The 15,939-nt window shown below is 64.9% G+C and carries 18 protein-coding genes and 2 pseudogenes; 13 read left to right on the forward strand and 7 right to left on the reverse strand.

All coding sequences use genetic code 11. The features are described 5' to 3' along the window. Window positions 1–420: 420 nt before the first annotated feature. Window positions 421–636, reverse strand: coding sequence for a hypothetical protein (locus AC3WUT_RS08235; protein ID WP_492346585.1), 216 nt, complete (start codon window positions 634–636; stop codon window positions 421–423). Between the two features lie 112 nt (window positions 637–748). Here AC3WUT_RS08235 and AC3WUT_RS08240 point away from each other — a divergent pair, with 112 nt between their 5' ends. Next, a complete protein-coding gene (locus AC3WUT_RS08240) occupies window positions 749–886 on the forward strand; it encodes a hypothetical protein (RefSeq protein WP_492346586.1) in 138 nt (45 codons plus the stop codon). Between the two features lie 86 nt (window positions 887–972). Here AC3WUT_RS08240 and AC3WUT_RS08245 read toward each other — a convergent pair whose 3' ends face one another. After that, the gene (locus AC3WUT_RS08245) at window positions 973–2,265 is read right to left on the reverse strand and encodes a type II toxin-antitoxin system HipA family toxin (RefSeq protein WP_492346587.1); all 1,293 of its coding nucleotides are present in this window, start codon (window positions 2,263–2,265) and stop codon (window positions 973–975) included. Then, window positions 2,266–2,601 carry a helix-turn-helix transcriptional regulator gene (locus AC3WUT_RS08250; RefSeq protein ID WP_492346588.1) on the reverse strand — a complete coding sequence of 112 codons (336 nt, stop codon included), beginning with the start codon at window positions 2,599–2,601 and terminating at the stop codon, window positions 2,266–2,268. A gap of 256 nt (window positions 2,602–2,857) precedes the next feature. On the opposite strand from AC3WUT_RS08250, the pseudogene AC3WUT_RS08255 reads away from it, so the two are divergent. Further along, a pseudogene (locus AC3WUT_RS08255) lies at window positions 2,858–3,103 on the forward strand (IS66 family transposase zinc-finger binding domain-containing protein); the annotation flags it as partial. Window positions 3,104–3,294: 191 nt separating this feature from the next. Next, complete coding sequence (locus tag AC3WUT_RS08260) at window positions 3,295–3,936, forward strand: Fic/DOC family protein (protein ID WP_492346589.1); 642 nt, start codon at window positions 3,295–3,297, stop codon at window positions 3,934–3,936. On the opposite strand, the gene AC3WUT_RS08265 is transcribed toward AC3WUT_RS08260, so the two are convergent. Further along, window positions 3,920–4,087: a hypothetical protein gene (locus AC3WUT_RS08265; protein WP_492346590.1), complete on the reverse strand. Its 168-nt coding sequence runs from the start codon at window positions 4,085–4,087 to the stop codon at window positions 3,920–3,922. The two genes, AC3WUT_RS08260 and AC3WUT_RS08265, sit on opposite strands and share 17 nt — an antisense overlap. A gap of 585 nt (window positions 4,088–4,672) precedes the next feature. Next, window positions 4,673–4,918 carry a helix-turn-helix domain-containing protein gene (locus AC3WUT_RS08270; protein ID WP_492346591.1) on the reverse strand — a complete coding sequence of 82 codons (246 nt, stop codon included), beginning with the start codon at window positions 4,916–4,918 and terminating at the stop codon, window positions 4,673–4,675. 209 nt (window positions 4,919–5,127) lie between these two features. Between AC3WUT_RS08270 and AC3WUT_RS08275 the strand changes: the two genes are divergently transcribed. From AC3WUT_RS08275 to AC3WUT_RS08320, 10 genes are all read left to right on the forward strand, one after another. After that, complete coding sequence (locus AC3WUT_RS08275) at window positions 5,128–6,321, forward strand: porin (protein WP_492346592.1); 1,194 nt, start codon at window positions 5,128–5,130, stop codon at window positions 6,319–6,321. A 27-nt stretch (window positions 6,322–6,348) separates the two neighbouring features. After that, window positions 6,349–7,866: an amidohydrolase family protein gene (locus AC3WUT_RS08280; protein ID WP_492346593.1), complete on the forward strand. Its 1,518-nt coding sequence runs from the start codon at window positions 6,349–6,351 to the stop codon at window positions 7,864–7,866. Between the two features lie 29 nt (window positions 7,867–7,895). After that, entirely contained in the window at window positions 7,896–9,185 is a 1,290-nt protein-coding gene (locus AC3WUT_RS08285) for a dicarboxylate/amino acid:cation symporter (protein ID WP_492346670.1), read from the forward strand. A gap of 50 nt (window positions 9,186–9,235) precedes the next feature. Next, the gene (locus AC3WUT_RS08290) at window positions 9,236–10,402 is read left to right on the forward strand and encodes an ABC transporter substrate-binding protein (protein ID WP_492346594.1); all 1,167 of its coding nucleotides are present in this window, start codon (window positions 9,236–9,238) and stop codon (window positions 10,400–10,402) included. A gap of 101 nt (window positions 10,403–10,503) precedes the next feature. After that, a complete protein-coding gene (locus AC3WUT_RS08295) occupies window positions 10,504–10,971 on the forward strand; it encodes a RidA family protein (protein WP_492346595.1) in 468 nt (155 codons plus the stop codon). Then, on the forward strand, window positions 10,968–11,918 hold the full coding sequence (locus AC3WUT_RS08300) for a dioxygenase family protein (protein WP_492346596.1): 951 nt from the start codon (window positions 10,968–10,970) through the stop codon (window positions 11,916–11,918). Before AC3WUT_RS08295 ends, AC3WUT_RS08300 begins: the two co-directional genes overlap by 4 nt. 69 nt (window positions 11,919–11,987) lie before the next feature. Beyond that, complete coding sequence (locus AC3WUT_RS08305) at window positions 11,988–12,785, forward strand: SDR family NAD(P)-dependent oxidoreductase (protein WP_492346597.1); 798 nt, start codon at window positions 11,988–11,990, stop codon at window positions 12,783–12,785. A 17-nt stretch (window positions 12,786–12,802) separates the two neighbouring features. Then, window positions 12,803–13,684, forward strand: coding sequence for a beta-keto acid cleavage family enzyme (locus AC3WUT_RS08310; protein WP_492346598.1), 882 nt, complete (start codon window positions 12,803–12,805; stop codon window positions 13,682–13,684). Between the two features lie 137 nt (window positions 13,685–13,821). Next, entirely contained in the window at window positions 13,822–14,862 is a 1,041-nt protein-coding gene (locus AC3WUT_RS08315) for a quinone oxidoreductase family protein (protein ID WP_492346599.1), read from the forward strand. A 36-nt stretch (window positions 14,863–14,898) separates the two neighbouring features. After that, window positions 14,899–15,261, forward strand: coding sequence for a cupin domain-containing protein (locus tag AC3WUT_RS08320; RefSeq protein ID WP_492346600.1), 363 nt, complete (start codon window positions 14,899–14,901; stop codon window positions 15,259–15,261). Between the two features lie 20 nt (window positions 15,262–15,281). Here AC3WUT_RS08320 and AC3WUT_RS08325 read toward each other — a convergent pair whose 3' ends face one another. Continuing rightward, window positions 15,282–15,563 (reverse strand): hypothetical protein, encoded by a 282-nt coding sequence (locus tag AC3WUT_RS08325; RefSeq protein ID WP_492346601.1) that lies wholly within the window; start codon window positions 15,561–15,563, stop codon window positions 15,282–15,284. A gap of 103 nt (window positions 15,564–15,666) precedes the next feature. Next, window positions 15,667–15,939, reverse strand: a pseudogene (locus tag AC3WUT_RS08330) (Rpn family recombination-promoting nuclease/putative transposase); the annotation flags it as partial.

A 15,939-nucleotide genomic window follows, 5' to 3' on the forward strand; every position in this document is an offset into this window, starting at 1 on the left:
GGTGGTGGGCAGGCGCGCCTATACACGGTTCGTTGTTAGAACTCATCCCTGATTTCCCTATTTTTGTTTAATATTTCACGCTTTGTCATTATTGCCAATGTCTTGGCGGCGTGGCATAGAAATCATCAGTGAGGGCCCACAAAGAAAGCTGGCTTTTAGTTGGTGGTGCACAAAACCTATTGATTTTTATAGTTCAAAAGTCGCTAAAAACAAGCTAGTCAATGCGTTGCCTGGTGGCCGCCGGTGCCCGGGGGGGCTCATCGTGGGCTGCTTGAGTGGTGCTCACAAAACTTCAACCCAGGCCGTCAAGGTTTTTGTTTTAAAGCCACAACCTGTTGATCAACCCACTGACCCGGGCATGGGCCCATCAACGCATGGGGCTGCGCATTTAATGGTTTAAAAGCGGTTGAATCGGTGTTTTCATAACCCATGTTTTTGCAATTCAATGCTTGCTTGAATCAAGACCATTTTGAATGCCCTTGATTGGGGGTTGAATGGCCAAGGGTTGCTTGATTTGGGTCTTGATTCGTTGCCCTGAAAATCCTGCCCACCCGCACGCCCACCCGCACGCCCACCAGTACGTCCACCCGCACGCGCATTGATTTTTAGGCGCATTGCCACCACCAGAATGCTCAAGGCGGGCATCGTGCAGGCAAGTAGGGCTACGGCTTGGGCCGTGGGGCTCAGGCCCCGCACAGTACCCCAAAACACGCCGCTGGGGCTTGCACTGCTTGCTGATACTGGCCGCATGGGCCGGTACGCGCTACATGCTGCAGACAACGAGGCCCAGCCAGGCTCGGGTGGGCTGGTGCTGCGCATCATGCAAGGCAAGACCACGGCCTTCGAGGCCAGCCGGGGCGTAGGTACTAAATCCTTCTGTGATTGAGCAGTGGGTCGATATAAGCAAGCCCAACATTTAGTGCTGGTACCCCCCCTTGGGGACACGAGTCAATACCGTGCGCAAACCTGACATCAACGTCCAGTAAGCGACTGAGCTATCTCTTCGGCCAAGGCTGGCGGCACGCCGGCCTCGTTCGCGAACTGCGGCCATCGCGCCACCGCTGCGCGTATGTCCGCAATGGTGTCCTTGCAGACACCCAGCAGTTCGTAGCGATCTGCGACCTCTCGAAAATCCAGCTCGGTAATGCCCTCGAACTTGCCATTCACCGACATCAGGTGCTGCTTGAGCCACTTATTTTCGGGATTGAAGGCAAAGGTGATGTCATAGGCGGGAGCCAGTTCCCAGGCATGGCCCCGGCGCAAGAGAAAGGAAAAGTTCTTGGTGTGATCATCATGGTTGGCCGCCAGCACATTGAAGATCATGCGGCGCAAGATCTCTTGCATGGATGCCCGATCCAGTTCCAACATCTGGGCTGTCTGAAACAGTTGGTGATAGCTATGGGTGCCGATCTGGTTAAAGTCCAGATGTGCCATGGCGCACAGCGTCTGCATGTGGTGGCGTTCGTTGCCGCTGCGGTCAAAGCGTCGAGTCATGAAGTGTGCCCGGCCTTCTTCCTCAAGCAAACGGCACTCGGTCATGTCAAGGCCCGCAGCTTTGGCCATGAGCGAATAGGCGTATTCGATCCGGCCGTAATGGCGGCCCAGGCCCAACTGTGCATCGGCCCCCATGCCATCGAACTTGAGCAGCCAAGCCTGGAAACCATCGGGTATGTCGAACTGGCCCGTCCGTACCTCTTGGGTTTGAGGATTCCAGGCGATAGTTGCCTTGGCTCGGGCTCCACCGGCCGAGGTGCCGACCTGGATGATCTGGCGCAGTACGTCGCTCGTATGGTCACTGTTGTCGAAGTCACCACTGATGGCACTGCGGGCCTGGGTCACCAACGCGGACATCTGCAGTGCCGAGGGTTGAGTCTTTGATGGCCCGCGATTGGGTCTGAAGGTCAAGGCACCCATGGAGCGTTGGCCCATGTAAGCGAGCCGATCCAACGCCGTGATGTTGTTGATATTCATGCCACGGTCGGCCATCCAGGCGTTGATCAGGGCGTTGCCGAATTTGTCGGGTAAGGCGTCGGCGATCATTGCCGGTAAGCGGTGGTAGGTTTCCGTTGGCAGACTCAGGAATTCGAAGGGTTCGCTACCCAGTGCGAGGGGCATCTGCAGCGGAGCGAGCTCGATGCCCGAGCGAAGAAACCTGGGCTCATACTCGAATGCATAGAACCTTGATTCGGGGTTGAACGCAACAGCGCCGACTTTGTGGCCCCATATTTCAACGCTGACGGCTTCCACGGGTTTGAACGATGCCATCTAGCGATCCTTCGGTTGGCTGGAGGTGAGGACGCTGCGGGAGCCCCGTTGACGTCGGGGCGTTCCTTGGGCGATCTGCAAGGGACTGATCTTCACCGGGGGGCGAAAGCTGGTTAGCCAGTCTTTGCGCCCTAGCGCAACAGCCACCCGGATCAGCGACTCCACACGGCCGCCGCGTCCCGCCTCCAAGGCGCGAATGGTCTGGTCAGATACCCCGGCGCGAATGGCAAGGTCGGCCATCGTGATGTTCTTGCGCAGCCGCTCAGCCCGGAGCTGCTCACCAAGCCAAGCTTCGAGCTCGGCTGGAGAAGCATTGAGATCAACAAGTGATGACATAGCAGGGTTTATCTAGAAAAAACTGGATCAAACTATGAAAAATAATAGTTTATCTCATGGCTTATGCAGGCATATGGTGATTTAACCTATGAAATTCCAGTCCTTGAACTAACTTGGCTTGTTAACCTATGAAATTTCATTGTTTATGAGTTTTTTGTAGTTGAGCGAGACGAATCCCAGGAATGGGGCGTGGGCGAGCGTCGGGCACAGGTGAACAGACGAAGCACGCCCCTTGTTTGAAGAAGCCGTTCAAGCCGACATCGCGGCGCTGGAAGAAGAACTGGCCGAGTTGAAGGCCGCACCTCAAGCTGCACAGGCGCCCAAGCAAATCCCCAAGCGCCTAACCTTGCCGCCCGAGCTGCCCCGCATCAGCATCAGTCACGAGCCCCGCGCCACGGTGTGCACCACCCCAGGGTGTGGCTGCCAACTCAAACGCGTCGGCGAAGACGTCAGCGAGAAGCTGGACTACACACCCGGCGTGTTCACCGTGCAGCGCCATGTGATTTTTAGGCGCAGTGCCGGCCCGAGAATGCTCAAGGCGGGCATCGTGCAGGCAAGAAGGGCTGCGGCTTGGGCCGTGGGGCTGAGGCCCAGGCCCCGCACATTACCCCAGAACACGCCGTCGGGCAGATGCAGCCCTGTACGGCAAGCCGGGGCCCGCAGGGGCTTGCACTGCTTGCTGATACTGGCCGCATGGGCCGGTACGCGCTACATGCTGCAGACAACGAGGCCCAGCCCGGCTCGGGTGGGCTGGTGCTGCGCAATCTGGCGGGCATCACGGCCGTTGACGACATGAACGACCTTGAGCTGCAGTTGCTGGCCCAGCTTTATCAAAACGTGCTGGTTGACGAACTGCCAGACCAGGCCCTGTCGGTGGCCGACATCAAGCGATGGCACCGGCGCTGGCTTGGCAATGTGTATGCCTGGGCGGGGCAAGAGCGCTCGGTCAACATGAGCAAGGGGGGCTTCAGCTTTGCGGCGGCGGGGCAGATTCCGCGCTTGTTGGTGGGCTTTGAAAAGAATGTGCTCAGGCGCTACACGCCTTGCGACCGCCTCACGCCAGCGGGCCTGGTCGAAGCCATTGCCGTAACGCATGTCGAATTGATCTTGATCCACCCGTTTCGTGAGGGCAACGGCCGGCTTTCACGCTTGCTGGCCGATGCAATGGCGGTGCAAGCGGGGCACAACCCGCTGGACTACAGCAGTTGGGAAACCCACCAGAATGGGTATTTGAGCGCCATCCATGCCGGGGTGGCCATGAACTACGAACCCATGAAGTTTTGGGTTCGAACCGCCCTGAACCTGTGGGCCGAAAGCCCTACGCCGCCAACTTGATGTGGGCAAACCGCTGCTGGCTGGGTTGCTGCAGTTTTTGCTCCAGCTTCTGAATGTTCTGGCCCGTTTCGATGGCGGTTGAGCTGGCCACGGCCCGACGCACTGCGGCCATGCTGGGCTTTTTGCGGGCGTTGGTGGGGCGCGGTGGCATGGCTTGAACCCGGTGAAGTGTTCCCAACAGTTTAGCGAAAAGTGCCGGCCAAAGCAGCGCATGCCCACTCCTTGCCACCGTCCGCAGGGCCTTGCGCCCATGAGGTGTGAGGGTTTGAAGGCAAGGATGCAGCGCGCAGCCAAGGCCTGGGTTGACACCGTGGCCAGCCATTCGCCCATGTAGACTTGCCCCTGATCCTCCACTGGGCCCAGGGTTGCCGATATCTCGGCCTCTGTGCCGCATAGTCGCTGCAGCCCGAAAGGGTTGGTGCTAGTAACACCTGTACAGCGCGGCGCAACCTCCCCGAAAGCGAGGTTAATCACGTCAGAATTCATGGTCTTCGGTTTTGCCGGAGGCTTCACTTTCGGACGGGATGACCAGAACGGTAACGCCTGGTGCACGGCTCTGTACGTGTTACTAACATCCCGTCCACCCAACGCCCGTAGTAAGGCGGCCGGTGGTTTTGAGTCTCACAGTGGAGCTCTGAACCATGTCTATTGCGCCCCCCCGGCACAGCAGTCGCGCTGCTGCCGCCCCCCATCCCCCAACTCTTGTTGCCAAGCCCTGCGCCTTGGCCCGCTCGCCTTACCCGCCTTGAGCGCGTGCCTGCGCTTGCAGGGCCAGCAGGTCGTCGATGAGGGTACACGGCGCCTGCTTCTGGGCCTGGGCCAGGCTGAGCAGGCTGGTGAGGGTGGGCTGGCGTTGGCCGTTTTCAAGCAGGCTGATGTAGTTTTTGCTCAAGCCTGCTTCAAAGCCCAGCGCTTCTTGGCTCAGGCCTGCAGCCTGCCGGCGCTGCTTCAACGCCAAGCCAAATGCCACGGCAATTTCCATTCGTACCTCCAACTTGAGTTGTGCAAATCGGATTGCTTGTCTGGCGGCTGATTGTCCAACCCGCGTTGGATTTTTGAGCCAGAGCTTGTTGCTTCAGCACGGCCATGACCAGGGCCTTGCACCAACCTGAATGCGTTGCGGCCAAGGCGCAAAGGGTTCCGCACCCCGTTTGACGGGGCTGTTTTGCAATCCAGTGAATCAAGGTTTTTATGAAACGCTTCTTTCAAGAGGTAGGGATTTCTGTTGCCGTTTTTTGGCCGCTGGCTGTATTTGCGCAGGCTCAACAGCCGGTATCGCAAGCGGCTCTGGCGCCGGCCCCCGGCAGCCAGGGCTCGGTGCAGTTGTTTGGCTTGATCGATGTGTCGGTGGGCCAGTACCTGAGCGAGGGCGGGCCGCGCACCACCGCCATGGGCAACTCCAACCACGCCAAAAGCCGCCTGGGGTTCAAGGGCCAAGAAGACCTGGGGCAGGGCGCCTGGGCCGGTTTTTGGCTGGAGGGCGCTGTCGAGGCTGAAAATGGCAACAGCCGGGCGTTTGGGTTTGAGCGGCGCTCCACCCTCAGCCTGGGGGGCCCGGCGGGCGAGTTGCGGCTGGGGCGCGACTTCACGCCGGTGCACCTGAGCGATGCGCTGTTTGACCCCTTCAATGCCACCGGGGTGGGCACCAACCTGCTGTTGCAGGTGCGCGGCAGTGGCACCGGGCCGGGGCGGGCGCCGATTTCAGCGGGGTTTGCCGCCAACAACCCGGTGTTCATCCGGGCCAACAACGCCATCACGTACTTGCTGCCGCCGGGCCTGGGCGGGTGGTCGGGGCGCTTTCAGGTGGCCTTGCCCAACCACTTGGCCACGGGCGAGGCCACGGTGGGCCGGCATGCGGCAGGGCGGCTGGGCTACGAGGCAGGTGGGGCGGCGGTAGCGCTGGCGGTGGCCCATACCGCAGCGCAAAGCGGGCCCCAAGGCTCGCCACCTGGTGCCCCCGCGGCCCAGCCCAGCCCCGGGGTGCAGACCGTCACCTTGGCGGGCAGTTACGCCCTGCCGGCTTGGGCGCAGGCCACGGTGATGGGCGAGCTGCTGCACGAGCGCTACCGCCTGCCCGATGGCCGCCGCGGCAGCCAGGGGCTGATGGTGGGGGCGTCGCTGCCCCTGGGGCGCGGTGCCTTGAAGGCCAGCTTGGCCCGGGCGGTGTTTGACATGGGCCCCACCGCGCCCCTGGCCCCAACGCCGCGGGTCAGCAAGTGGGCGCTGGGCTATGTGCTGCCACTGGCCAAGCGCTTTGAGGTTTACGCCACGGTGGCGCGCATCCGCAACCAGGGCGGGGCAGGCATGGCGGTCAGTGCGTTGGTGCCAGGGCAGGCCAACGCCGCATCAACCGGGTTTGAGCTGGGTTGGTCTTACTCGTTTTGAGCTTGGGTTTTTCAAAGGGAGACAGTGATGAGCAATGTGTTTATGAAGCCCCAGGGCTTTGCCCGGCGCCAATGGTTGCAGGGGGCTGCTTTGGCGTTGGCGGCCCCGTTGGCGGGCCACAGCCTGGCCCAACACACGGCAGCCGGGGCTGCGCCATCGGGGCAGGCCGGGGCAGACGGAGGCCTGGGCGGCGGTGGCCACTACCTGCTGCGTGGTGGCCATGTGCTGACCATGGACAAGGCCTGGCCCGATATGCCGGTGGGCGATGTGCTGGTGCGCAACGGGGTGATCGAGGCCGTGGGGCAAGGCTTGAAGGCGCCTGGGGCTGAGGTGGTAGATGCCCGCCAGATGCTGGTGATGCCGGGTTTTGTGGATGGGCATTCGCACCTCTGGAACAACTTTTTGCGGGGCTCGGTGCGGGGCGATGACCCGGTGTGGGGCTACTTTGCCGTGACCCACCGGGCTGGCCCCTTGTGCACACCCCAGGATGCTTACCGCTCGGTGCGCTTTGGCCTGGCTGAGGGGCTGATGTCTGGGGTGACCACCGTCAACAATTACTCGCACAACACGGCCAGCCCGGCGCATGCCGATGCCGAGATTGAGGCCATGCTGAGCCTGGGCGTGCGGGGGCGGTTTTCTTACGGTACGCCGGCTTTTCAGTTGGCGGCCTTGCCGGGTGCCCCCGCCCAGGCGCCGGTGCTTGACCTGGCCGACGTGGCCCGGGTGCAGGCCCAGTGGCTGCGCGGCCAGCCTTTGCTGACGCTGGGGGTGAACCTGCAGTTGCCCGCCGCCAAGGTGCTGACCGAAGGGGGCGACGCGGCGGGCTTTGTGGCGCAGTTCAAGGGGGCACAAAAGCTGGGTTTGCCGGTGTCCTTGCACTATGGCAAGCATGCTTTTGGCCTGGTGGGCCTGTTGCAGCGGCACGGGCTGCTGGGGGCCGATCTGTTGCTGATCCACCCGCAGGGTTTCACGCCGCCCGAGCGCCGGGCCCTGGTGCAGGCGGGGGTCAATTTCAGTGTGTCGCCCGCCATCGAGCTGCCGTATTCGGTGGCGCGCAACGGCCCTATCCAGTTTGACGAACTCGAGGCCCTGGGCGCCCAACTGAGTTTGTCGGTTGACTCGGCCAGCGCCAGCGCCACGGCTGACTACTTTGTGCTGCTGCGGGGCCTGTTGTGGGCGCACAAGCAGCGCACAGACAGGCTGGTCAAGCTGACGCCCAGGCGCATCATTGAAATTGCCACCCTTGAGGGGGCCAAGGCCCTGGGCCTGGGGGCAGTCACGGGCTCGCTGACACCGGGCAAGCAGGCGGATGTGCTGTTGGTGCGGCGCACCGACATGAACATTGCCCCGGTGTTTGACCCGTACTACTCGCTGGTCTATTCGGGGGCACCGGGCAATGTTGATTCGGTGATGGTGGGCGGGCGCTTTTTGCGCCGGCAGGGCCGCTTTACCCAGTTGGACGCCGATGCCGTGTTGGCCGAGGCCATGCAGTCGGCGCAGCGGCTGGATGCCGAGTTGCACGCCCAAGCAGGGGGTGCCTCATGAGCCCGCACGCTGCCACCATGGGGGCCCGCATGGGCGCCAAGCCAGGCCGCAAGCCCTGGTACCGGGTGTTGTACATCCAGGTGTTGCTGGCCATGGCCCTGGGCATTGTGCTGGGCCACCTGATGCCGGGCTGGGGCGTGCAGATGAAGCCCCTGGGCGATGGCTTCATCAAGCTGGTGAAGATGGTGATTGCGGTGGTCATTTTTTGCACCATCGTGTCGGGCATTGCCAGCATGCAAGACCTCAAGAGCATGGGGCGCACGGCGGCCAAGGCCATGCTGTACTTTGAGGTGGTGTCGACCATTGCGTTGCTGATCGGCCTGGGGGTGGCCAACTGGCTGCAGCCGGGTGCCGGCCTGCATGTCGACCCGGCCACACTGAACGCCAAAGAGGTGATGGGCTACGCCGGGCAGGCCAAACAGCAAAGCGTGGTCGAGTTTTTGCTGAATGTGATCCCCAACACCCTGGTGGATGCATTTGCCAAGGGCGACATCTTGCAGGTGGTGCTGGTGGCGGTGTTGTGCGGGGTGTCGCTGTCGGCCATTGGCGAGCGCGGGCATGGGGTGCTGCAGGGCATCAACGGCGTGTCGGCCGCAGCGTTTGCGCTGGTCAACCTGATCATGAAGCTGGCCCCGCTGGGCGCCTTTGGGGCGATTGCCTTCACGGTGGCGCGCTACGGCCTGGCCTCGCTGGGGCCGCTGCTCAAGCTGATCGGCACGTTTTACCTGACCTCGCTGCTGTTTGTGGTGGTGGTGCTGGGCGGCATTGGCTGGTGGGTGGGTTTCAGCATCTTCAGGTTTCTGGGCTACATCAAAGAAGAGATCTTGCTGGTGCTGGGCACCAGTTCTTCAGATGCGGCGCTGCCCAGCCTGATGCAAAAGCTGGAGGCCCTGGGCCTGCCCAAATCACTGGTGGGCCTGGTGGTGCCCACGGGCTACACCTTCAACACCGACGGCACCAGCATCTACATGACCCTGGCCGCCCTGTTTGTGGCCCAGGCCATGGGGGTGGAGCTGGGCTTTGAGCAGCAGTTGTCGCTGTTTCTGGTGGCGGCCCTGACGTCGAAGGGGGCCAGCGGGGTGCAGGGGGCGGCCTTCATTGCGCTGGTGGGCACCTTGTCGGTGGTGCCGAGCATCCCGGTGGCGGGCATGGCCTTGATTTTGGGGATTGACCGCTTCATGAGCGAGGCGCGGGCGCTGGTCAACATGATCGGCAATGGCGTGGCGACGCTGGTGATTGCCCGCTGGAACGGCGTGCTCACGCGGGAAGAGCTGCAGCAAAGGCTGCGCCAGGCGGCCGAGCACGGGGGGGCACCATGAGCGCGCGGGCCCCAAGCCGCTGGGCCTGGCGGAGAACCTGCCGGAGGGCCGTGGCGGGCCTGCTGGCCTGGGGGCTGGTCGCCTGCGCGGTGGCCCAGCCCGGCCCGCCTGCCCCATTGCCCCAGACGGCAACAGCGCCCCCCGCCGAACCCGAGGCGCTGAAGGTGATGGTGTTTGAGGGCGCTTTCAACCTGCCGCTGTGGGTGGCGCAAAAGCAGGGCTATTTTGCGGCGCAAGGCTTGCAGATCACCTTGCAGCCGGCCCGGGGCTCGGTGCAGGTGGTGGAGGCACTGCACACCGGGCAGGCCCAGCTGGCCTTGATGAGCGTGGACAACGTGCTGGCCTATGCCGGCGGGCAGGGCGAGTCGGCCCAGGCCCGGGCCGGGGCAGATCTGGTGGCTTTCATGGCGGGCGACAACGGCTTGTTGTCGCTGGTGGCGCGCCCCGGCGTGAGCCGCGTGGCCGGCCTGCAGGGCCTGCGCCTGGCGGTAGATGCCCAGACCACCGGCTTTGCCTTTGTGGCGCGCGAGCTGCTGGCCCGCGCCGGGCTGGCGGTAGGCCCCGGGCCGCAGCAGGTGCAGGTGCTGAGCGCAGGGGGCACTGCGCAGCGCTACCAGCAACTGGTGCAAGGCCGCTTTGAGGCCACCTTGCTGCGCCCCCCTTACGAGCGGCTGGCGCAGCGCCAGGGCTTTGGCGTGCTGGCCAGGGGCACCGATGTGGCGCCGCATTACCTGGGCACGGTGGGGGTGGTGCGGGCGCCCTGGGCCCAGGCCCACCCGCAGGCCGTGATGGGCTTTTTGCGGGCCTACCGCGACGGCCTGCACTGGTTGCAGCAGCCGGGCCACCGGGCGCAGGCGCAGGCCTTGTTGCAGCAGCACTTTGCTGAGCTGTTGGCCACCGATGCGGCTGCGGTACTGGCCGACCTGCTGGCGCCGCAAGGGGGCCTGAACTTTTCGATGGTCATCGACCTGCAGGCCCTGGCCGCGGTGCAGCAGCTGCGCCAGGTGCACGGGCCGGCGCAGCCCAACGGCCCGGCTGGCAAGGCCCCGCCCGCGGTGCCGGTGGATTTGCGTTGGTGGCAAGCCCTGCAGCTGGAGGCCCCGCCCGGGGGCCGCACCGCAGGGGGTGATGTGCCGGGGCACCCGGGGGCCGAACCGCCAGGCCAGGTGAGTGGCGGGGTTGTGTGTTTTTCAAGCTGTACTGAAGGGAGCGAGTGATGAGTCAATTCAAATCAAACCAGACCAACTTGTGGGCGCGGGCCGGGCGGCGGGGCCGCCGGCCGATGGGGCCTAGATTGGGGCTTGCGTTGGGGCCAACGTTGGGGCAGGTACTGGGGCTGGCGTTGGCCTTCGGCCTGGCAGGGACGGCCCAGGGGGCCGAGCACCTGCGCAAGAACGCCTACCAGACCGACCGGGCGTTTTCGCCAGGGGTGGTCACCGAAGGGGGCAAGACGGTGTGGCTGGCGGGCTCGTCGGCCCTCAAGGATGCGCAGGGCAACGACATCGCCTACCAGTTTGATGCGCAGCTCAAGCGGGTGTGGGAGCAGATCGACGAGACCCTGGCCTTGCAGGGCGGCCGCCTGAAAGACGTGGTGACGATCACGGTGTACCTGCTGGACCCGCGGCTGGGCGACAAGGTGGTGGCCTCGCGCAAGGCCTTGTGGCCAGACGGGCGGTACCCGGGCAGTGCCTTGATCACTGTCTCGAACTTTGCCAAGCCCGGCATTTTGGTCGAGATCCAGGCCGTGGCGGTGATTGGTGACCGCCGTGCCGAGGTGGCCCCATGAGCGCCCCGGACCTCAAGCCGACAGGCGCAGCCGGCCTGCAGGGTCTGGTGCTGCCCACTACCCCCGAATCGTTGTGGCCGCTGGTGCAGCAGGCCATGCAAGGCACGCCCGACCCGCGGGCCCGCACGCTGTTGCTGGGCCTGACCGAGTGCCTGCACCGCTTTGTGCTGGCGCACGCCGTGACCGAGGCCGAGTTTGAGCAGGCCCTTGATTTCGTGGTGCGCCTGGGCCAAGCCACGGGCCAGAACACCAATGAGGTGGTGCTGGCAGCCGATTTGCTGGGTTTGTCCACCCTGGTGGCCTTGATCAACAACCGCCCGCTCAAGGGGCATTCAGAGGCGGCGTTGCTGGGGCCTTTTTGGCGCGCGAACGTGCCGTTTTACCCGCTGGGCACGTCGATCGACCAGGCCCAGGGTGACGCGCCCGAGGCCAGCCGTGATCCGGCACGGGGCATGCCCCTGCAGGTGAGTGGGCGGGTGTTTGGCGCCGATGGGCAGCCGCTGGCCGAGGCGGTGGTCGACGTGTGGCAGGCCTCGCCCGTGGGCCTGTACGAGAACCAAGACCCGAGCCAGCCCGACATGAACCTGCGGGGGCGGTTTTTGACCGACGCGCAGGGGCGCTACCACTTTCGCAGTTTGCGGCCCGCGGGTTACCCGGTGCCCACCGATGGGCCTTGCGGCGAGCTGTTGCGTCTGCAGCAGCGCCACCCCCATCGGCCGGCGCACCTGCACTTCATGGTGTCGGCCCCGGGCCACAAGGTGTTGGTGTCGCAGGTGTTTGCCGACGATGCCGCCACCTTGGGCAGCGACCCGGTGTTTGGCGTGACCGAGGGCCTGGTGGGGCACTTCAAGACGGTGTTGCAGCAGGGGCTTGAGCAGGCCGAGCTGGCGCAGGACTTTCACCTGCTGCCCGGTGTGCCGGTGTTCCCGGCGCCGCCCATCCCTTGAGGGCCGGCCTGCCCCCCGGCGGCCTGGGGGGCGTGGCGCTGTTTTGTTTTTATTTTTTGAAAGCCTTTCATGGAACATTCTCAATTCAAACCCATGCGCAGCCTGGAGGGGCGCCACGTGGTGATTGCCGGGGGCACCGGTGCGATCGGGTTGGCCACGGCCGCCCGCCTGGGCCGCCTGGGGGCGCGCTGCGTTTTGCTGTACCTGCCGACCCCCGGCCGGACTGAGGCCGACGACCCGGCCCGGGCCCGCGCGGCCCAGCAAGCGGCGGCCTTGCCCGGCCAGGGCCATGGGGTGGTGCCTGCCCAGATCACCGACACGGCCTCGCTGCTGGCCGCGGCCGAGCAGGTGAGTGCCTTGCTGGGGCCGGTGCATGTGCTGGTGAACAGCGCCGGGTACACCCGGGCCGTGCCCACCGCCGACCTGAATGCCCTGAGCGACGAGTTGATCGACGAGATGCTGCGGGTGAACTTCAGGGGCGTGCTGGCGACCATTCGCGCCTTTGTGCCGCTGCTTCAGGCCACGGGCGATGGCCTGATCGTCAACATCTCGTCGATTGCTGCCTTCACGGGGGTGGGCAGCAACCTGGCGTATGTGGCCGCCAAGGCGGGGATCGATGTGGTGGGTGATGCCCTGGCCCGTGCGCTGGCGCCCAGGATCAGGGTGGTGTCGGTGTCGCCGGGGGTGATCGACACCGGATTTGTGCCGGGGCGGGCCGACGACTTCAATGCCAAGGCCGCGGCCAGCCTGCCCTTGCGGCGCGTGGGCACGGCCGACGACGTGGCGGCCGCCGTAGAAGCCTGCGCCACCACGCTGCGCTACACCACGGGCGGGCGCATTGTGGTGGACGGCGGGCGCCACCTGTGACAGCCAAAGGACCTGACATGCGCAAGACCTTTCTGACCTGTGCCATCACCGGCAACCTGACCCGGCCCGACCAATCGCCGTACCTGCCGATCACGCCGCGCGAGATTGCCGAGGCCAGCCTGGATGCCGCCGAGGCGGGGGCGGCGGCCGTGCACATCCATGTGCGCGACCCGGCCACCGGCCAACCCTCGATGGAGGTGGGCCTGTACCAAGAGGTGGTTGAGCTGATACGGCAGCAGAACAAAGGCCTGGTGATCAACCTGACCACCGGGCCGGGCGGGCGCTTTGTGCCCGGCCTGGTGCAACCCCGTGAGGCCGGCCCGGGCACCACGCTGTTGCCGCCGCTGGAGCGGCTGCGTCACATCGAGTTGATTCGGCCCGACATCTGCACCCTCGACTTGAACACCATGAATTCTGGCCAGGAGGTGGTGATCAACACCCCGCGCACGGTGCAGGTGATGGCCGAGGCCATTCGCGCCTGCGGGGTGATGCCCGAGCTGGAGATCTTCGATTCGGGTGACCTGCACCTGGCCACCGATCTGATCGCCCGCGGCGTGCTGCAGGGGCCGGGGCTGTGGTCGTTTGTGCTGGGGGTGCGCTATGGCTTTGCGGCCACGCCGGCCACGCTCATGTATGCCCGCAGTCTGTTGCCCGCCGGGGCGGTGTGGTCGGCCTTCGGGATCGGCCGGCACGAGTACCCGATGCTGGCCCAGGCTTTCTTGCTGGATGGCCACCTGCGTGTGGGGATGGAAGACAACCTGTACCTGGCCAAGGGCGAGCTGGCCTTGAGCAACGCCGAGCTGGTGAAAAAGGCCCGCGAGTTGGTGAGCGACCTGGGGGGCAGCCTGGCCAGCCCCGCCGAGATGCGCACGGCCCTGGGCTTGCGGCCGGCGGGTTAGGGCAGATGCGGTGCCTGAAGCGCCGCCGGCGCCTCAGGCATGGCACCGGCGGTTTGCTTTTTATCTGATCAATGTTTCGATTTTCAGCGGTTGCGGGCGTTGCTGCCCTGCAGCCCATCCAAGCGAAGGAATTTCTCATGAGCTCCACACGATCTTCGACAGCACCGGCCCCGTCTCAGGGGGCGGTTGGTTTCAAGGAAGACCAGTTGGCGCTGCGGCTGAAGGCCGCGGTGTCTGACCCCAAGCTGCTTCAATTTCGGCTTGGCAAGGGCACGGCGCCGCGAGCCAGTTCGGGTTGGGCCGTGGTGCGGGTGTGCAGCGCGGCCGTCAACCCCAGCGACGTGAAAGCGGCCCTGGGCTTGATGCCGCATGTGTGTTGGCCGCGCACACCGGGGCGTGACTACGCAGGGGTGGTGGTCGATGGCCCCAGCGATTGGGTGGGCGCCGAGGTTTGGGGTTCGGGCGGTGACCTGGGCATGAGTGTTGATGGCAGCCATGCACGCTACCTGAGCGTGCCGGTGGCCTCGTTGCAGGCCAAGCCGGCCCACCTGAGCATGGATGAAGCCGGTGCCGTGGGCGTGCCCTTTGTCACCGCGCTGACCGGGCTGAGCCGGGCAGGGGGCTTGCCTGGCCCAGGGCAGGTGGTGCTGGTGTTGGGGGCCAATGGCAAGGTGGGCCAGGCGGCGGTGCAGATTGCGGCGCGCTGCGGCGCCCGCGTGCTGGCCGTGCAACGCCCCGAGGGCCCATTGCCCGGCTGGACGCCGCCGGGCGTGCAAGTGCTGCAGCCGCACAAGCTGGCCGAGGCGGTGCTGGAGCACACCCAGGGCCGCGGTGCCGATGTGGTGTTCAACACGGTTGGCAGCCCCTACTTTGCCGCTGCCAACCAGGCCATGGGCCTGGGCGCCTGGCAGATCTTGATTGCCACCCCGGAGCGCGCCGTGCCCTTTGATATCTTTAAGTTCTACCGGGGGCAGCACCGTTATGTGGGCATTGACACGCTGGCCTTGAGCAGCCAGTACGGCGGCGAAGCCCTGGCCCAACTGCACCCGGGCTTTGAGGCCGGTGAGCTGCAGCCCTTTGCCGTGGGCGAGCAGGCCCGCTACCCGCTGCAAGAGGCGCAGGCGGCCTACCTGCGCGTGCTGGCCGGGGCCACCGAGCGCATCGTGCTCAAGCCCTGAAATCGGCCGCAGCCCAACCCCCCTCAAAGGCACCAAATGAACCTGACCCGCTTCAACCAGGCCCCGGCCTACCACCCACCCCGGCACGAGGGCATGAGCTGCCTGCGCCTGCAGGGCCACGAGGCCGGCCAGGTGCAGGCCCAGCCCGCGCTGTGGCTGGGCCTGTCGATCGTGGCCCCGGGCGGGTACACCGCGCTGGACGCCTCGCCGCTAGAGAAACACTACGTGGTGCTGCAGGGAACGCTGACCCTGATCACCGAAACCGGCGGCCACCCACTGGAAACCGAGCTGCACCCCTTTGACTCAGTGGCGCTGGCGCCCCATGAGGCCCGGCAGCTGATCAACCGCAGCCCGCATGAGGCGCGGGTGTTGCTGGCGATGCCGATGCCTGCGGGGTAGGGGCTGCGGGGGGGCTGAGCTCAGTGTGCTGAGTCGCTGGGCTCGAACAGGGCTTCAAGGCTGGGTGCCGTCAGGATCAACTGGGCCCAGCGCATCAGTTGATCGGCCTGGGCCGATTGAATGCGGGTAATAGCCCAGTCGGGGATGGGGCCGAAGCGGTGTTCGACGAGATGGGTCAGCATCGAGTTGAGACCCTCATCGCGTCCTTCTTGTCGCCCTTCCTGCCGTCCTTCTTTGCGGCCTTGTTTCTTTCCTTTCTGCAGTGCCTCTGTGAACAGGCGGCCCATGGTGTCGGCAAGCATCGGGGTTCCTTCCATCAGATCGGGTAGGTGGGCAAGTGTGGTGGCGAGGCGCTCGTTGCGCTTGGGTTGAGGCCGTAGGCGCCACCCTGGTGGTCTGCTTGCCTCAATGGTCTGGCTCGCTGCGCTCGAACAGCGCCTCAAGGCTGGGCACTGTCAGAATTAGCGAGACCCAGCTCGCCAGTTGATTGGCCTGGGCTGATTGAATGCGGGCGAGGGCCCATTCAGGGATGGGGCCGAAGCGGTGTTCGATCTGCTGGGTCAACGTCCAGGCTACCCCCTCATCGCGTCCTTCTTGTCGCCCTTCTTTGCGGCCTTGTTTCTTTCCTTTCTGCAGTGCCTCTGTGAACAGGCGGCCCATGGTGTCGGCAAGCATCGG

The sequence above is a fragment of the Curvibacter sp. EU05-FHT14A10 genome (assembly GCF_058791075.1).